The sequence below is a fragment of the Homoserinimonas aerilata genome, from assembly GCF_006716125.1.
Taxonomy (GTDB): Bacteria; Actinomycetota; Actinomycetes; order Actinomycetales; family Microbacteriaceae; genus Homoserinimonas; species Homoserinimonas aerilata.
Window position 1 is genome coordinate 729,659 of record NZ_VFOM01000001.1, and the last position, 16,852, is coordinate 746,510.

The window sequence follows — 16,852 nt, forward strand, 5'->3', positions numbered from 1 at the left end:
GCGCTCGTCTTCAGTTCAGTGGTCGCTCGTGATGCGTTCGGCTTCCGTGAGCATGCCCCGGAGGTTCTCGAAGTAGCCAGCGACCGCTTCGCGCTCGATCCTAATCTTGGCCAGACGGTCTTCTGCATCAGACACAAGCGTTGCGGCTGTTTTCTCGGCCTCATCGACGATCGAGCGGGCCCGGTTCTCCGCGTTGGAGAGGATCTCGGCGGCCGTGGCCGACGACGATTCGCGCAGCGCACGCGCCTCGGCCTTGGAGCCGGCTTCCAGCGTCTCCGCCTCCTGACGCTTCTCGCCGGCACGCTTGATGGCCTCCGCAAGCTGGCTCTGGGCTTCGTCCAGGTACTTCTGGGTCTGGGAGACCGCCTCCTGCTGGCGGGCGAGGAACTCCTTCTCGGCCTCGTCGCGTCGCGCCTTGAGCTCGACGTCGAGGTCGATGCGGGCCTGTTCGGTCTCGCGCGCGACAGTGCTGCGGGATTCCTCCGACTCGAAGGCGAGCTGGGCGCGCACCGTCTCGTCGTCGTGCTTCAGGGCCGCGCGCACCTGCGCGACCTCGCGTGCGGCATCCGCTCGCAGCTTGCTCGCCTCGGTCGTGGCCGCCTTCAACGCCGCGGTGAGCTCGGCCTCAAGCGCGGAACGGCGCGAGGTGATCTCGAGCTCGAGCTCGGAGCGTGCCCGGGTGGTCTCCTCCTCGAGCTCGGAGCGAGCCCGGGTGGTCTCCTCCTCGAGTTCGGAGCGCAGCCGTGTCGTGTCTTCTGCGAGTGCGCCGCGTGTGGCGGCCGTCTCGTTCTCGAGAGTCGCGCGGGTCTCTGACGCTTCTATGTCGAGGGCCGAACGCACGCGTTCCGCCTCCTGCTCGAGCTCTGTGCGGATGCGCGCGGCCTCCTGCTCCAGTTCGGTGCGGATGCGTTGGCTGTCGTTCTGCAGGGCAGCCTGGCGGCCGGTGATCTCGTTCTCGAGCTCTGTGCGTCGCGCCGTGATCTCCTGGTCGAGCTCGCTGCGTCGTGCGGTGAGCTCCTGCTCGAGCTCTGTGCGTGCCGTCGTGAGCTCCTGCTGCAGCTCGTTGCGGGCCGCGCTGATCTCGTGGTCGAGTTCGCGGCGGCGGCTGCCGACCTCCTGCTCGAGTGCCGCGCGTTGCTGCGCCGCCTGCTGTTCGAGGGCGGCGCGCGTCGTGGCGGTCTCGTGGGCGAGGCGGTCGGATGCCTCCTTGGTGTCGCGTTCGAGCTTGCCGCGGGCCTCAAGGGTGTCGCGTTCGAGTTTGCCGCGGGCCTCGGTCGTCTCGCGTTCGAGGCTGCCGCGCTTCTCGCGGGTGTCGAGTTCGAGGGCCGTTCTGGCCTCGTCGATCTCCTGCTTCAGTGCCGCCTTGGTCTGCTCGACGGTGGCGTCCAGTTCGGCGCGCGTCGTCTCCACGTAGCGGTCGATGTCGGTGCGCTTCTGCTCGATCTCGCGTTCGAGGTCGCCGCGCAGCTTCTCATCCTCTGCGGCGAAGGCGGCCCTGCCCTGCTCGGTCTCCCGGGCGAGTGCTGCGGCCTGCTCGCGGGCCTCTCCGGATTCGCGGTCGACGACGGCGCGCAGCTCGGCGGCCTCGCGCTCCGCCTCGGCGCGCAGTGCGCCGGCCTCACGCTTTGCGGTGGCCCGCACCTCCGCGGCCTCCGTTGCGACGGCGCCGCGGATGGTGGCGGCCTCACGCACCGCATCCTGAGTCACCGTCTCGGCTTCGATGTGCGCGCGATCAAGGAATTCGGATGCCTCGACGCGGGCCTCGGTGACGAGGGCCTCAGCCCTCGTGCTCGCCTCGCCGACGATGCGCTCGGCATGGGCGTGTGCTTCGGCGCGAAGCCCCTGAACCTCTGCCTGCACCGTGCTGCGCAGCTTCTCGGCGTCGATGTCGGCCTGGCTGATCAGGCGGGTCGACTGCTCCTCGGCCACCCGAAGCGTGTTCTCGAGTTTCGTGCCGAGCCCCGCATAGGTGGGGCTGCCGGTCTCGTCGAGCTCCGCCTGGAGGTCGTCGACGGTCGCCTTGAGCCGCTTGAGTTCTTTGCTCGCCTCCGCCTTGTCGGCGTTGGCCTTGATGAGTTCGCGACGAAGGGCCTGGATGGCGCCGTCGACCTCTTCGCGGTTGTATCCGCGCATGACGGTGCTGAACGCTTCTTCGTCAATTGCCACGCTGATCTCCTCGTGAGTTGTCGGCCGGTGCAGTGCGATGCCGGCTCGCGCCATCCGAGTTTAGCCGCAGCATCCGGTCTCGGCACTTCGTGACTGTGGGGCTGCTCGCCCCCAGCCCGCTATTAGGTGGCTTTCAGTTAGCTCCGCTAGTCTTGATCGTCTTTGTCTGTTGTCCACGGCGTCCGCTTTCGGGAGCCGTATGGCCGTCGGCTGTGGGAAGCGCCCGTCAGCCCTCAGGTGTCCGGTCGAGTCGGCAACACGAGAGGAGTAGTTCTTGCGGTTTGTTGCGGCCATCGTCAGCTTCGTCCTGGCGTTCATCCTCATCGGCTTCGGTATCGCCCAGCGCACCGTGTTCGCCGAGCCCGATCGTGTCGTTGCGGCCAGCACGACAGACTCCGATGCGGTGCTGAGCGTGCTCGAGGGGTCGGCTCTGAACGCGCATGATGGCCGCCAGAAGGTCGAGGTCAGCGGCAGTGAGCGTGTCGTAGCCGTCTACGGTCGCACGGGCGACATCGAGGCCTGGGTCGGCGATGCGAGCTACAACCGTCTGACCGTCGATGAGGAGACGGGCGAGCTTGTGTCGTCGCTCGTCAGGGGCAGCGAGCAGGAGGTTCCGGATGCGATCGGTTCCGACCTCTGGCTGGGCGAGTATGCCGGTGAGGCGGCGCTCGACTTCACGCTGAACGTGCCGGAGGGCGTGTCGGTTCTCATCATGTCGACGGGCGTCGACCCCGCGCCCTCGACCGTGAGCGTCACATGGCCGGTCGACAACCGCACGCCGTGGTCCGGCCCGCTCGTCGTGGGCGGGGTCATCCTGTTGCTGCTCGGCATCGGGCTCTATCTGTGGGCGTTCAACCATCTGCGCAAGGCTCGCGGCCCGCGCCGTACCCCGCCGCCGAATCAGCCGAAGCTTCCCCGCCAGCCGCGCTACAGCGCCCGCAAGGCCGCCAAGGCGATCAAGTCTCCGGATGCTCCGAAGCAGATCGAGAGTTCGAAGGGTCGGCGCTCGACGCGACGCATGACCGCAGTGCTGCCTGTCGTCGTGGTGAGCGCGCTCGTGCTGGGCGGGTGCTCGGCGGATGCGTGGCCCGACTTCTCGGGTGACGCGGAGGCATCCCCTTCGGCGTCGCCGGGCACGACGGTGGAGACTGTGAGCGCCGTCAAGGACGTCGCCGTGACCGAGGTGCAGCTCAAGCGCATCATGAAGCAGGTCGCGGATGTCGCGGGCAAGGCCGACGCCGAGCTGAACGCGGAGCTCCTTGCGACCCGGTTCGAAGGTCCTGCGCTCGAGCTGCGCACGGCCAGCTACACGAAGCGCGCGGCCGATGCGGAGCAGCCGGGCCAGCCGGCGATCGCCGCAGAACCGATCGCGCTCTCGCTGCCGCAGCAGACCGACATCTGGCCCCGCTACGTCCTCGTCGTCGTGCAGGATCCGGCCGACGAGGCGGTGGTGCCGACGGCGCTCGTGCTCAAGCAGGCCACGCCCCGCGACAACTACAAGGCCCAGTACGTGGTCATGCTGCAGGCGACGACGTTCCCGGAGGTCGCCGGCGCCAGCGTCGGCGCGATTCGCTACTCGCCAGACAACAAGCTGCTGAAGCTCGCACCCGAGGAGGTCGCGAAGGGCTACGCCGACATCATCGCAAACGGTGAGGCGAGTGAGTATGCCGACGAGTTCGACCTGGCGAGCGACACCTTCCTGCCGCAGGTGGGCCCGGATGCGAAGGCCGGCCGGGTCTCGGCCGTCACCGGTCCGGCAGCCCTCACGTCAGAACCGGTCGAGGGCACGGGCGACCGTGTTGCCCTCGCCACGGAGGACACGGGCGCGATCCTCGTGATGAGCTTCGGCGACAGGGAGACCGTCGCCCCCACGGAGGCGCAGGCCGAGATCACCGTCGGTGACGCCGCCCGCCTCCTCACCGGGCTCAGCACGACCAAGAAGGGCGTATTCGTGAACTACGGCTATCAGCTGCTGTTCTACGTTCCGCCGGCCGGCAGCTCCGAGAAGGTGCGGCTGCTCGGCGCGACGCAGGGCACGACTTCGGCAGGAGAACTTCCATGAGCATGATCCCCCCATCCGCATCCACCCTTCGCGGTGCCGTCGACCTGTCGGGCCTCGTGCAGCGCGCGGCTCAGCCTGCGGCCTCTGCGGCCCCCGCCACCGGCGCCGCGAACGGCGCGCAGCAGGCATCCGGCCCCATCCCGGTGCCCTCGCTCGTCGTCGACAGCGACGACGCCGCCTTCACGGGGCTGCTCGAGCTCTCGAACACGGTGCCGATCATCGTCGAGTTCCATGCGGGGCAGGCGTGGGCCGGAATCGCCGCAGCAGTGCGCTCGTACGGCGGCCGCCTGCTGCTCGCGAGCGTCGACGCCACCCGCAGCCCGCAGCTGCAGCAGGCCTTCTCCGTCGCCGCGGTGCCGACCGTCGCCGCCGTCATCGGCGGGCGACCCCTGGCGCTGTTCGAGGGGGAGATCGCCGACGACCAGCTGCGTCAGATGCTCGACCAGGTGCTCACGCTTGCCGCGCAGAACGGCGTCACCGGTACCGTGACGGTCGACGGCGAGGAGGGTGAGCCCGCCGAGCCCGTCGAGGAGCCACTCCCGCCGCACCACCAGGAGGCGTACGACGCGATCGATCGCGGCGACTACCCGGCCGCCATCGCCGCCTACCAGACGGCGATCGCGCAGGATCCCCGAGACCAGCTGGCCGTGGCGGGCCTCGCCCAGGTCTCGCTGCTGAACCGGCTCTCCGGCAAGACGGCCGCCGAGATCCGCACTGCAGCGGGCGACGCCCCCGGCGACATCGAGGCGCAACTCGCGGTCGCCGACCTGGACGTGTCGGGCGGTCACCTCGAGGACGCGTTCGGGCGGCTGCTCGACCTGTTCCCGTCGCTTGACGCGGAGGCGAAGAACGGCGTGCGCACGCGCCTGCTCGAGTACTTCGAGATTGCCGGCGTCGAGGACCCGCGCGTGGTCGCGGCGCGCCGTCGCCTCACGACGCTGCTCTTCTAGCGCGCGCTCCTCGCGACGGCTGTACTTTGTCGCGACGGCTGCGGAACATTCCACCGCCGTCGCGACAAAGTACAGCCGCCACCACCGAGTTGCGGGGCGTCAGCACTCGACGACGTTGACTGCGAGGCCTCCCTGCGAGGTCTCCTTGTACTTCGAGTCCATGTCGCGGCCGGTCTCGCGCATGGTCGCGATGACCTCGTCGAGCGACACATGGTGGGTGCCGTCACCCCACAGGGCCATCTTGGCGGCGTTGATGGCCTTCGCGGCGGCGATCGCATTGCGCTCGATGCAGGGGATCTGAACGAGCCCGCCGATGGGGTCGCAGGTCAGGCCCAGATTGTGCTCCATGGCGATCTCGGCGGCGTTCTCCACCTGCTGCGGGGTGCCGCCCATGACCTCGGCGAGGCCTGCCGCCGCCATGGATGAGGCGGAGCCGACCTCGCCCTGGCATCCGACCTCGGCGCCCGAGATGGAGGCCTGCTCCTTGTAGAGCACGCCGACGGCGCCGGCGGCGAGCAGAAAGCGAACGACCACATCGTCTTTCTGCTGCGGTGAGGCATCCGCGATGCCCGGGATGTAGTGGGTCGCGTAGAACAGCACGGCCGGGATGATGCCGGCGGCGCCGTTGGTCGGTGCGGTGACGACGCGGCCACCGGATGCGTTCTCCTCGTTGACGGCGAGGGCGACCAGGTTCACCCATTCCTGCCAGAAGGCGGGGCTGCGGTCGGGGTCTTCGAGCAGCAGGCGTGCGTGCCAGGCGGGTGCCCTGCGGTGCACGTTGAGCCCGCCGGGCAGGGTGCCGGTGCGGCTGAGGCTGGAGTCCTTGCATTCGTCCATGGCGGTGCGGATGCGCAGAAGGCCGTCGCGCACCTGCTCCTCGGTGCGCGAGGCAAGCTCGTTGCGCAGCATGACGCCGCTGAAGCTGAGCGAGTTCTCGTCGCAGTGCCGCAGCAGCTGCTCCGCCGTGCGGAACGGCAGGGGAAGGGAGTCGGCGGGTATCGACAGCTCTGCGGGGGCGTCGTCGCCCTCGCGCACGATGAAGCCGCCGCCGATCGAGAAATAGGTGGAGGTGAGAAGCGCCGTGCCGTCGGCCGCGGTGACGGCGAAGCGCATGCCATTGGGGTGACGCTCGAGCCTCGTGAAGGGGTGCAGAACGATGTCGGCTTCGACGAAGGAGACGGGGCGGATGCCGCCCAGTTGCAGGGTTCCGCCGCTCGCGATGCGGGCCAGGCCGGCCTCCACGTCAGCTGGCATGATCTCGTCGGGCCTGGCACCCTCGAGCCCCAGCAGGATGGCCAGCATCGTGCCGTGGCCGCGACCCGTCGCGGCGAGGGAGCCGAAGAGATCGACCGAGAGACCGTGTACCCGCTCGGTGAGGCCGGCGTCGGCCAGCTCGCGGGTGAAGGCTGCGGCCGCGCGCATGGGGCCGACGGTGTGCGAGCTGGACGGCCCGATGCCGATCGTGAAGAGATCGAAGACGCCGATGGCGGGGCGGGCGGGCGCGGGGGAGTCCCCTGTCGTGCCGCTCGTCGTCGAGCCTGCTGCCGATGCTGCCATGGACATCCGTCCTGTGACGTTTCTGCGGGCTGAATCTCTGTACTCAGCCCGGTATACAGTTTAGGTGAAAGCGGCGGCTGCCGCTCAGGGGAGGGCCGCTACGCGCGCGGTTTCAGGAAGAGCGCACCCAGCGGGGGCACCGTCACGAACGCCGACGCCGGCTGCCCATGCGAGGGGCCCGCACTCGCCGTCACCGAGCCCAGATTGCCGACGCCGCTGCCGCCGTACTCCGTGGCATCCGTGTTCACCAGTTCGGTCCACTCGCCGTCGACCGGCAGGCCGACGCGGTAGTGCTCGTGCGGAACGCCGCTGAAGTTGACGATGACGACGAGCTGCTCGCCATCGGAGGAGCGCCGGATGAACGCGAGCACATTGTTGGTGCTGTCGTCGCCGATGATCCACTCGAAGCCGCGCGGGTCGTTGTCGCGCGACCACAGCGCCGGCTCGGCCCTGTACACGCGGTTCAGCTGCCCGACGAGCGAATGGAGCCCCTGGTGCACCGGCTGGTCGAGGATCCACCAGTCGAGGCCGCGATCCTCACTCCACTCGCTCGGCTGCCCGAACTCCTGGCCCATGAACAGCAGCTGCTTGCCGGGGTGCCCCCACATGAACGCCAGATAGGCGCGCACATTGGCGAGCTTCTGCCACTGGTCGCCCGGCATCTTCGCGAGCAGCGAGCCCTTGCCGTGCACGACCTCGTCATGGCTGATGGGCAGTAGGAAGCTCTCGCTGAACGCGTACTGCGTGCTGAACGTGATGTCGTGGTGATGGTGCGAGCGCCACATCGGGTCGACGGCCATGTACTGCAGGCTGTCGTGCATCCACCCCATGTTCCATTTGAGGCCGAAGCCGAGCCCGTTGCCGCCCGTGGGGCGGGTCACGCCGGGGAACGCTGTCGACTCCTCGGCGATCATGACGACGCCCGGGTATCGCTTGTAGGCGGTCGCGTTGACCTCCTGCAGAAAGCTGATCGCCTCCAGATTCTCACGGCCGCCGAACTCGTTGGGCAGCCAGTCCTCGCGCGAGTAGTCGAGGTAGAGCATCGAGGCGACGGCGTCGACCCGCAGGCCGTCGATGTGGAACTCCTCCAGCCAGTAGAGCGCGTTCGCGACAAGGAAGTTGCGCACCTGCGACTGCCCGAAGTCGAACACGAGGGTGCCCCAGTCGGGCTGCTCGCCGCGACGCGGGTCGCCGTGCTCGTACAGCGTCTCGCCGTCGAAGCGGGCGAGCGCCCACTCGTCCTTCGGGAAGTGCCCCGGAACCCAGTCCATGAGCACCCCGATTCCCGCCTGGTGCAGCCTGTCGATCAGATATCTGAGGTCATCCGGATGCCCGAAACGGCTGGTCGGCGCATAGTATCCGGTCACCTGATACCCCCACGAGGGGCCGTACGGATGCTCCGCGAGCGGCATGAACTCGACATGCGTGAAGCCGAGATCGGAGACGTAGTCGATGAGCTGATCGGCGAGATCTCGGTAGCCGAGGCCGGGCCGCCACGAGCCGACATGCAGCTCGTAGATGCTCATGGGGGACTCGTGCGGGTCTCGCCCAGCGCGTGTATTCATCCAGTCGCCGTCGCCCCATTCGTGGCCGCTGGCGCCGATGACGATGGATGCGGTGCGTGGTGGTGTCTCGGTGTGGCGGGCCATGGGGTCGGCGCGTTCGACCCATTCGCCGGCCGCCGTGAGGATTCTGAACTTGTATGCGGTTCCGGCGCCGACACCGGCAACGAACAGCTCCCAGGCGCCGGTGTCGTCGAGGCGGAGCATCTCGTGCTGCTCGCCACCCCAGTAGTTGAAATCGCCGATGACGCGAACGGCCTGCGCGCGGGGTGCCCACACGACGAAGACGGTACCTTGGGTGCCGTCGCGGTCTACTGGCCGCGCCCCGAGCATCCGCCACAGCTCCTCGTGTCTGCCCTCGCCGAACAGGTGCAGATCGATGTCGCCGGTGATGGGCTTCGGCTGCGCGTTCATCGGGTGCCTCCCATGCTGTCGCGGCCGATGCTGCTGTAGTCGACGCTGAGAATGTGCACCGGTTCGGTGAAGGGGTCGAGCCGCACATAATTGTCGGAACCCCAGCGGAACTTCTGCTTGGTGACCAGATCGGTCACGGTGAACGGCGTTCCGGGCTCGATACCGAGACGAGTCGTGTCGAGGTGCACCATTGTCTCGCGCACGGCGTGCGGGTCGAGATTGGCCACCACGATCACGCCGTCGGGCTTTCCGCTGCGCACGTACTGCCCGTCGAGGTGCTTGCTGTAGACGAGAATGGCCTCATCGTCGCTCCAGTGCACTTCGAGGTTGCGCAACTGCCGGAGCGCCGGATGCTCAGCCCTGGCCTTGTTGAGCGTGGCCAGGTAGGGGGCAAGCGACCTGCCCTCGGCTTCCGCCGCAGCCCAGTCGCGCGGTCGGTACTCGTATTTCTCGTTGTCGATGTTCTCTTCTGAGCCCGGGCGGGCCACATCCTCGAACAGTTCGTAACCGGAGTAGACGCCCCAGCTGGGGGCGGCGGTCGCCGCGATCGCCGCGCGCACCTTGTAGGCGGCTGGCCCGCCGAACTGCAGATATTCGGTCAGGATGTCTGGGGTGTTGACGAAGAGATTGGGCCGCAGATAGTCGCTCGTGTCGTGGCTCAGCTCGGCGAGGTACTCCTCCAACTCGAGCTTCGTGTTGCGCCACGTGAAGTATGTGTACGACTGGTGGAAGCCCACCTGTGCGAGCGAGCGCAGCATGGCCGGACGGGTGAAGGCCTCCGCCAAGAAGACGACGCCCGGATGCTTCGCATCGACCTCATGCAGCAGCCACTCCCAGAATCGCAGCGGCTTGGTGTGCGGGTTGTCGACCCGGAAGATGCGCACGCCCAGGCCGATCCAGTGCTCGACGACGCGCAGGACCTCGTCGCGCAGACCCTGCGGGTCGTTGTCGAAGTTGATCGGGTAGATGTCCTGGTATTTCTTGGGCGGGTTCTCCGCGTAGGCGATGGAACCGTCGACGCGGGTGGTGAACCACTCCGGATGCTCGGTGACCCAGGGGTGATCGGGCGAGCACTGCAGGGCCAGATCGAGCGCGATCTCGAGCCCGTTCTTCTTCGCCGCGGCAACAAAGGCGCTGAAGTCGGAGATGGTGCCCAGATCGGGATGGACGGCGTCGTGGCCGCCATCGGGGGAGCCGATCGCCCAGGGGGAGCCGGGGTCGTTCGGGCCGGCATCCAGTGTGTTGTTCGGGCCCTTGCGATAGCTGGTGCCGATGGGATGGATGGGCGGCAGATAGACGACGTCGAAGCCCATGCCGGCGATAGCGGGTAGGCGCCGGGTGGCGGTGCGGAAGGTTCCGCTCTTCCAGCTGCCGTCCTTGCGCTGTTTGGCCCCCTCGGAGCGCGGGAAGAACTCGTACCAGCTGCCGACGGCGGCGCGGGCGCGCTCGACGCGCAGCGTGTTCGGCAGGCTGAGCGTGCTGAGTCGACGGGTGGTTCCGTCGTGGGCCTTCTCGAGCTCGGCGGCCACTCGGGGGTCGCGCGCCGCCGCGAGACGTTTCGCCGGGCTGCTGGAGCGCTTGGCGATGCTGGCTGCCGCATCCATCAGCACGGTATTGCCCGGGTCGGCGGCGGAAGCGGCGGCGAGCAGGGCAGCGCCCTCATCCGCCATGAGCACGGCATCGATCCCGGCAGGAATCTTGATCTCGGCGTTGTGCAACCAGGTCTGCCACGCGTCGACGGAGGCCTGCACACTCCACAGCCAGGTGCCGGGCGCCTCCAACTGCACCTCTGTGTGCCAGCGATCCGTGCCCGGCGCGCCCTGCGACATCCGGTGTCTCTGCTGCGTGCCGTCGGGGTCGGTGAGCAGTAGTTCCACGGCGAGCAGTTCGTGGCCCTCCATGAAGACGGTCGCGCCGAAGGGCACGACCTCGCCGACGAAGGCCTTGGCGGGCCAGAGGTCCTCGGGCTGCCGGGGCGTGAGATCGCGTATCGCGATCCGCCCGGCGCGCGGCTGGTAGGCGCCGGCCTGGCGCGCAGGGGACTGGGATGGTTTCGCGTTCGCTGCTGCCACATTCCGACCGTACCTTCTCCTGCGCAGAAGGATGCCTGCGGCTCGGTTCCCATCAGAAAATTTCGGGGTACAGGTATTGCATTTCGGGGTACGAGTGTGTCAGCATTAGGGGGGACATGCTTTGTACCCCCATCACTGGGGGCAGCGTGACGCTGGTGATTCGCGCGCGGCTGAGTAAGCTCGTATATCGGGGGATGTACCGACTCGTCTCCTTCCATTGGAAGGGCTGCTTCGGCTGTCTCCCGAAACCCCGAACAACCCCGAATCAACCCGAGTACCGCAGCTTTACCCACTTTCGCGTGTGGCCCGAAACCACCGCGGATCATCCCATAAGACAACCCGAATCTGTCTTGTGCAGGCGCCGTCGCCCGCCCCTCACCGGGCGTGCGTTCCGTCCTGCCCTGCCGCGCTCGGGTTCGCTACCCGACATCCTTCGCGATGTCGCGAAAGGAAACACCATGAACAAGCTCGTCAAGGGTTCCATCGCCGGCGCCGCCGGAATCGCCCTCCTCCTCGGTGGCGCGGGAACGCTCGCCTACTGGAACGACTCGCAGACGCTTGCAAGCGCAGGATCGATCTCCTCCGGCCAGCTCGACATCACCGCAGCAACCGGCTCCTGGGACAAGACGATCGCCAAGATCGTCCCCGGAGACAGCCTCACCTACACCGGTAACCTGTCGCTCGCCGTTGCAGGCGACAACCTCAAGTTCTCTGTCAGCGACAACGTCGCGACGCTTGTCTCCGCTGGCAGCATCACGGGCGCCACCGTCACACCCACCGTCGTCGTTCAGAACGCTTCGCAGGTAGTCCAGACGCCCACCGCAGGCGTCTACAAGCTCCCGGCTGGTACCTACACGATCAAGGCCACCGTCGCAGTGGACTTCCCGACCTCCGTGTCGGGCCTCACCGGTCAGAACCAGACGCTCAACCTCTCCACGGCAGCAGTCACGGTCCAGCAGGTCCAGTAGTAACCCTCTCGGCGGGTGTGAGGCCCGATTCTCACACCCGCCGAGCCCTCCATGTTTCACAGATTCCCGATTCTTCTTGCCCCAGGAGGTGACGCCATGTCCGCAAACACCACACGCGTGACGCGGCGACCAGCTGCCTGGGCGCTCCACGCCTGCGCTGCGGCCCTTGCCGGTGTCGTCCTTCTGACGGTGTCGACGTTCGGCGGAAGCTACGCCAGCTGGTCTGCCGCCGCCCCGGCCGCTGCAGGCATCATCACCTCCGGCTCTCTGACACTGAAGGTGAATTCGCAAACGAGCGTCGCCCTGCCCGCCGCAGGTTTTCAGGGGATGCTCCCGGGAGATCGCAGGACGCAGAACGTCACCCTGTCCACGACGGGTAACGTCGCCAGCACTCTCACCGTGACCGGCACGGTCGGCGGCAACGGTCACCAGGTCAGGGTGGCATCCGGTGCATGCACGACAACGGCCATTTCCGGTTCCGCTCTCGGCGCGACACCCGTGAACCTCGGCACGCTGGCGCCCACGGACACCACGACAGTCTGCGTTGAGGTCATGCTTCCGGCATCCGCCCCCGCCGCGGCCCAGGGGCGAACCACCGACTTCACGCTGACCTTTGTCGCGACCCAGAAGGCTGGCTGACATGGGTCGCGCTTCTGTGTTTCGCCGGCTCGCGGACTTCATCTCAACCCCCGGTCGCATCGTCATCGTCGCCGGGGTAGCTGCGCTCGTGACACTTCTTGCGGTCACAGGAGCCGGGGTGGGCCAGACGCTCGCGCTCTGGAATTCCCAAGCCGTCGCAACCTCGAGCGCATCCTCGGCAACACTGGTGCTCACGACCGAGAACTTCACGAGCTCGGCCTTCACCTTCCGCAACGACTCTCTTTCGAAGCGAAGTTCGGTCACCGTCAGCAACACCACCGCCACCAGCAGCACTACCGCCGCCGACCTCACCATCGGACTCGACTCCGCCAGTGGAAGCGCCGCAATCGCCGCAGCCGTCACCGTAACAATGTGGCGGGTTGCACTTACCGCCGACTGCGCGACGGGTGCCCCCACAGGCACCATCCGAACGGGCAGCTGGGCATCATTCCCCGGCTTCACTGAAACAGCACTTCTACCGGCCGGCGCCAAGGTCAAGTACTGCATCGACAGCACGGTCGCAGAGCGCAGCACGCTGGCAACCGCATCCGGGTCGCAGACAATCGCCCCCCGCATCACCGCGTCAATCGCGGTGGGCAGCTTCGCCGTCACCACCACAGCAAGCACAACACAGCAGACGAGCTACATCTACCCGGCCACAAGCCAGCCGTCCTCACACACCTGGTTCCAAATCAGGAACGCAGCGACGACGCAGTGCGTTGACGTCAACGGCGGCAACAACGGCGCCGGCACCAACCTCATCGACTTCGCGTGCAAGACAGGAACCGACACCGGAACCTACAACCAGGACTGGTCCTTCAGCACCGCATCGAACGACCCCCGTTACGTGACCATCGCCGCCCGCTACAACGACGCGCTCATCATCGGGCCGCGGAGCACCGGCCTCGTCGAGCTGCAGGAGCGCACCGCGAACGCGGAGGCGCAGCAGTGGCAGCTTCAGCTTCGTTCGAATGCAGGCGGCACCAACACCTACCAGATCGTCAATCGCGCGAGCGGGCTCTGCCTCCAGGCGCCTGCCACGGGCATCGACCTTGAACTCCGCTCCTGCGACGGGACAACGCGGCAGGGATACACCCTCACCGTCCGCCTCGTGGAAACACCGGTCATCTCCACCCTGAACTGCGTGAACACCACGGGTGTGACGCCGCAGTCGGTGACGCTCAGCTGGAGCCAGCCCGCATTCGGCGACTATGTGATCCAGGCGCAGAAATCCGGAGGCACGTGGGGCACGATCGGTACGGCAACCGAGGGATCCACCTCGTACACAATGCCGGCAGCCGACAGCGGATGGAGCAACGGCAACCGGGCCATCCGAGTCGTCTACGGAACATCCACTCTGATCACGTCGCAGATCTGGAAGGGCACGACCGGCAGCGAGCACCGTCTTCGCTGCAGCCAGCCCACCGCCACTGTGGCCGGCATCGCCTGCGTGAACACGCCCACGGGCCTCAGCTTCAGCTGGTCCGAGCCGGCGATCGGAAACTACGTCTTCCAGGCACGCAATGGCAACGGTACCTGGCGTGATCTGGGGACGGCCAGCGCGGACGCCACGACATTCTCGCCCAGCGACAACACGCAGTTGTCCGCCGGAGTGCTCAACATGAGGATCACCTACAATTCGACGGCACTCAGTTCAGCCATCACCTCGCTCTGGAAGGGTCAGCTCACGCAGAACGGTGCCAATGTGCTCCAGTGCGCCGCGCCCACCGCGAGCTTCACCTCGCTGAGCTGCGTCGACTCCGGATGGAACGGTGTCACCATCGGCTGGGGTCACCCCGCTCTCGGCACCTACAACGTCGACCTGTTCACCGTGGACCGCACCTGGACGTCCGCAGGCACGGCGAACCGCTGGGCGACATCCGTCACCGTCACACCGGCCAACAACTGGGCGGACGGAACCAGAATCCTGCGCGTGAGCTACGGCACAGAGTCAGCCACGATCGAGGTCGCGAAGAGCGGCAGGGCCAACACCAACGACGCCCACGTGCTCCGCTGCATCACCGCAGGGCGATCCGGCGTTTCGCAGCCGAGCACCCCAGAGGATTCAGGATCGTCTTCTGTCGTGCCGCCCGTGACCACAACTCCGACGAAGACGGCAGCGCTCAGCGGTAGCGACGGATACTTCCTCGGCCTGTTGTGGGACGCTCAGGTCGTTGGCGCCAAGACTGACTACACAGTTCTGCTCGACGGTCAGCCGTTCAGCATTACTGCCGTGAACGAGTACGCCAAGGATCGTCTCCAGCTCTACCCTGAGCAGTTCGTCGGAGTGTCTGTCGGCAACAAGGTCCTGGAGATCTTCGACGGAACGACCCTCGTCATCTCGCAGCCCCTCCGGATCACTGACGATGTCAATGCCCCCAGCGTGAATCGCAAGGTGTTTGCACGATGAATCTTCTGTCCAAGCTGTGCGGAGTGGCCATCATCGGGGCTGCGCTCGTACTCGCACCCGTCACCTCCGCGAACGCCTCACCCGGCGGCGTCGAGGTGAGCGGTGATGGCACCAGCTACGGCTCCAGCTACCCGGGCGCACTGTTCGACGACATCGACACGATGGTGCCCGGTGACGCCCAGGCCGCCACCTTCTATGTGCGCAACTCGAGCATCGAGCCCGGCTTCCTACGCATCACCATGCGCGACGTCGTCGCCTCGGATGCGGATCTTGCGGATGCCCTCTCCGTCGCCCTGTTCACCAGTGAAGAACAGGGGCGCCCGGCGAGTCTGTCCGAAGCGACCCCGTGCCGGGTGCTCATCCAAGGTCAGCGCGTGGAACCGGGCGAGGTCGTGCCCGTGCAGTCATCCCTCGTTCTCGGCCAGCTCGACGGGCAGAAGGGGCAGGCGGCCACCGCATCCCTCGCCATCCAGGTTTCCCTCAGCGGTGTGCCCATGATGTCGCTGCCGCTCACCCAGTGCAGCTCAGGCACCACAATCCCCGTGACGCCCGGCACTCCGCCGACGACACCCACCGGAACCCCGGCGGCGATACTCGCGCCCGGCGCCGGATTCTCCGACGCGCTCGGACCGCAGGTGCCCACCATCGACGGCAGCGACATCGAGCTGCCCGTGCTCAACCTGCCAGGGCTGCTCGGCATCGACCCCAACACCTGGCACCTGTTCGAGGAATACCTGATCCTCATCCCGATCGGCGCATCCGTGCTGGGCGCGCTTGTCTTCGCCGCCATCGGCCGACGCCGACGCCGCACCGAGACACCAACAGAGGAAGCAGCATGAGCGAGAGGCGCACCGCCCGAGACCAGGCGGAGAAGAAGCCCCGCGGGCTCATCTACTACATCGGCGTCGGCCTGAGCGCAGGCCTGCTCGCCTTCGTTCTGCTCATCGGCGTGCTTGTCATCGTCGTGCCAGCCGCCACAGGCTCGACCCCCATGACCGTGCTCACCGGATCGATGGAGCCCACCTACCCGCCGGGCACGCTCATCATCGTCAAGCCGCTCGACGCGCAGGAAGTCCGCATCGGCGACCCCATCACGTACCAGATCGAATCCGGCAAGGCCGCCGTCGTCACCCACCGAGTGATCTCCATCTCACACTCGACCAACGGTGAGCTCGCCTTCACCACGAAGGGCGACGCCAACGGTGCCGCGGATGCCCTGCCCGTGCAGCCCGTGCAACTCAAGGGCAAGGTCTGGTACAGCGTGCCGTGGATCGGCTACGCCAACAATTTCGTCAACGGCGAAGCCCGCAGCTGGCTCGTGCCCGCAATCGCGGTCGGACTGTTCCTGTACGCGGGATACATGCTCGCCAGCGGCATCGCCACATCGATGCGGAAGCGGCGTGCCGAGACCACGCCCCAGGAGCAGCCCCAGGAGCAGGAGGAATCATGAACAAGTTCACGAAGGCATCCATCGCCAGCGGCGCAGCAATCGCGCTGCTGCTCGGAGGAGCAGGCACGCTCGCGTACTGGAACGACAGCGCGACCGTCAACGCCGGAATCGTGACCGCCGGTGAGCTCAGCCTCGAGAGCACAGGCAGCGCCGTGTGGAAGGTCAACAACCAGACCATCACCGACCCCGCAACCTTCCGCATCGTTCCGGGCGACACCCTGGTGTTGGAGCAGCCGCTTCATGTGATCGCCAAGGGTGACAACCTGAAGGCAGATCTCCACATCGACTACAACTCGCTGGTGGATGTCCCGCGAAACGCGCAGGGGAACACGCTCGGGATGGACATCCTCAACGCCGGGAACCCGAGTTTCGCGTTCGCGGCCGGCGGACTGTCGGCGGCGCAGTACACGGTGACCTCCGACCAGGCCTACGGCATCCCCACCCAGACCCTGTCCATCACCCCCGGGGCGGGAGGAGTCGATGGGGTGGTCACCGCCATCGTGACCTTCACCTTCCCGTCAGGCTCCGGCAACGGCACGATGGACGCCCAACTCGACCTGAGCAAGATCGGACTGATCTTCCAGCAGACGGCCTAGCCGAAC

General features: G+C 67.1%; 11 protein-coding genes and 1 pseudogene. 8 read left to right on the forward strand and 4 right to left on the reverse strand.

The annotated features are described in order from the left end of the window. Positions 1 to 15: 15 nt before the first annotated feature. A complete protein-coding gene (locus FB562_RS03430) occupies positions 16 to 2,166 on the reverse strand; it encodes a hypothetical protein (RefSeq protein ID WP_141879860.1) in 2,151 nt (716 codons plus the stop codon). Positions 2,167 to 2,440: 274 nt separating this feature from the next. Between FB562_RS03430 and FB562_RS03435 the strand changes: the two genes are divergently transcribed. Both FB562_RS03435 and FB562_RS03440 read left to right on the forward strand, forming a co-directional pair. Beyond that, positions 2,441 to 4,228, forward strand: coding sequence for a DUF8094 domain-containing protein (locus FB562_RS03435; protein WP_141879861.1), 1,788 nt, complete (start codon positions 2,441 to 2,443; stop codon positions 4,226 to 4,228). Then, positions 4,225 to 5,178: a tetratricopeptide repeat protein gene (locus tag FB562_RS03440; protein ID WP_141879862.1), complete on the forward strand. Its 954-nt coding sequence runs from the start codon at positions 4,225 to 4,227 to the stop codon at positions 5,176 to 5,178. The genes FB562_RS03435 and FB562_RS03440 overlap by 4 nt, the downstream gene beginning before the upstream one ends. Before the next feature lie 99 nt (positions 5,179 to 5,277). Here FB562_RS03440 and FB562_RS03445 read toward each other — a convergent pair whose 3' ends face one another. From FB562_RS03445 to FB562_RS03455, 3 genes and pseudogenes are all read right to left on the reverse strand, one after another. After that, positions 5,278 to 6,741 (reverse strand): L-serine ammonia-lyase, encoded by a 1,464-nt coding sequence (locus FB562_RS03445; protein WP_425459813.1) that lies wholly within the window; start codon positions 6,739 to 6,741, stop codon positions 5,278 to 5,280. 92 nt (positions 6,742 to 6,833) lie between these two features. Next, positions 6,834 to 8,693, reverse strand: a pseudogene (glgB, locus tag FB562_RS03450) (1,4-alpha-glucan branching protein GlgB); the annotation flags it as partial. 14 nt (positions 8,694 to 8,707) lie between these two features. Then, positions 8,708 to 10,783, reverse strand: coding sequence for an alpha-1,4-glucan--maltose-1-phosphate maltosyltransferase (locus FB562_RS03455; protein ID WP_425459814.1), 2,076 nt, complete (start codon positions 10,781 to 10,783; stop codon positions 8,708 to 8,710). A gap of 458 nt (positions 10,784 to 11,241) precedes the next feature. On the opposite strand from FB562_RS03455, the gene FB562_RS13600 reads away from it, so the two are divergent. The 6 genes from FB562_RS13600 to FB562_RS03485 all read left to right on the forward strand — a co-directional run bounded on the left by FB562_RS13600 (position 11,242) and on the right by FB562_RS03485 (position 16,846). Beyond that, entirely contained in the window at positions 11,242 to 11,751 is a 510-nt protein-coding gene (locus tag FB562_RS13600; protein ID WP_185740445.1) for an alternate-type signal peptide domain-containing protein, read from the forward strand. Between the two features lie 96 nt (positions 11,752 to 11,847). Then, complete coding sequence (locus FB562_RS03465) at positions 11,848 to 12,390, forward strand: hypothetical protein (RefSeq protein WP_141879867.1); 543 nt, start codon at positions 11,848 to 11,850, stop codon at positions 12,388 to 12,390. A 1-nt stretch (position 12,391) separates the two neighbouring features. Further along, positions 12,392 to 14,800 (forward strand): RICIN domain-containing protein, encoded by a 2,409-nt coding sequence (locus FB562_RS03470; protein ID WP_141879868.1) that lies wholly within the window; start codon positions 12,392 to 12,394, stop codon positions 14,798 to 14,800. Beyond that, entirely contained in the window at positions 14,797 to 15,639 is an 843-nt protein-coding gene (locus FB562_RS03475; protein ID WP_141879869.1) for a hypothetical protein, read from the forward strand. The genes FB562_RS03470 and FB562_RS03475 overlap by 4 nt, the downstream gene beginning before the upstream one ends. Continuing rightward, entirely contained in the window at positions 15,636 to 16,250 is a 615-nt protein-coding gene (locus FB562_RS03480; RefSeq protein ID WP_141879870.1) for a signal peptidase I, read from the forward strand. The genes FB562_RS03475 and FB562_RS03480 overlap by 4 nt, the downstream gene beginning before the upstream one ends. Continuing rightward, positions 16,247 to 16,846, forward strand: a complete 600-nt coding sequence (locus tag FB562_RS03485) for an alternate-type signal peptide domain-containing protein (protein ID WP_141879871.1) — start codon at positions 16,247 to 16,249, stop codon at positions 16,844 to 16,846. The genes FB562_RS03480 and FB562_RS03485 overlap by 4 nt, the downstream gene beginning before the upstream one ends. The last annotated feature ends 6 nt before the right edge of the window (positions 16,847 to 16,852 follow it).

Coding starts and splice junctions, on each gene's coding strand:
- FB562_RS03440 (WP_141879862.1), top strand. CDS start 4,225: ATGAGCATGATCCCCCCATCCGCATCCACCCTTCGCGGTGCCGTCGAC.
- FB562_RS03445 (WP_425459813.1), bottom strand. CDS start 6,741: ATGTCCATGGCAGCATCGGCAGCAGGCTCGACGACGAGCGGCACGACA.
- FB562_RS13600 (WP_185740445.1), top strand. CDS start 11,242: ATGAACAAGCTCGTCAAGGGTTCCATCGCCGGCGCCGCCGGAATCGCC.
- FB562_RS03465 (WP_141879867.1), top strand. CDS start 11,848: ATGTCCGCAAACACCACACGCGTGACGCGGCGACCAGCTGCCTGGGCG.
- FB562_RS03470 (WP_141879868.1), top strand. CDS start 12,392: ATGGGTCGCGCTTCTGTGTTTCGCCGGCTCGCGGACTTCATCTCAACC.
- FB562_RS03475 (WP_141879869.1), top strand. CDS start 14,797: ATGAATCTTCTGTCCAAGCTGTGCGGAGTGGCCATCATCGGGGCTGCG.
- FB562_RS03480 (WP_141879870.1), top strand. CDS start 15,636: ATGAGCGAGAGGCGCACCGCCCGAGACCAGGCGGAGAAGAAGCCCCGC.
- FB562_RS03485 (WP_141879871.1), top strand. CDS start 16,247: ATGAACAAGTTCACGAAGGCATCCATCGCCAGCGGCGCAGCAATCGCG.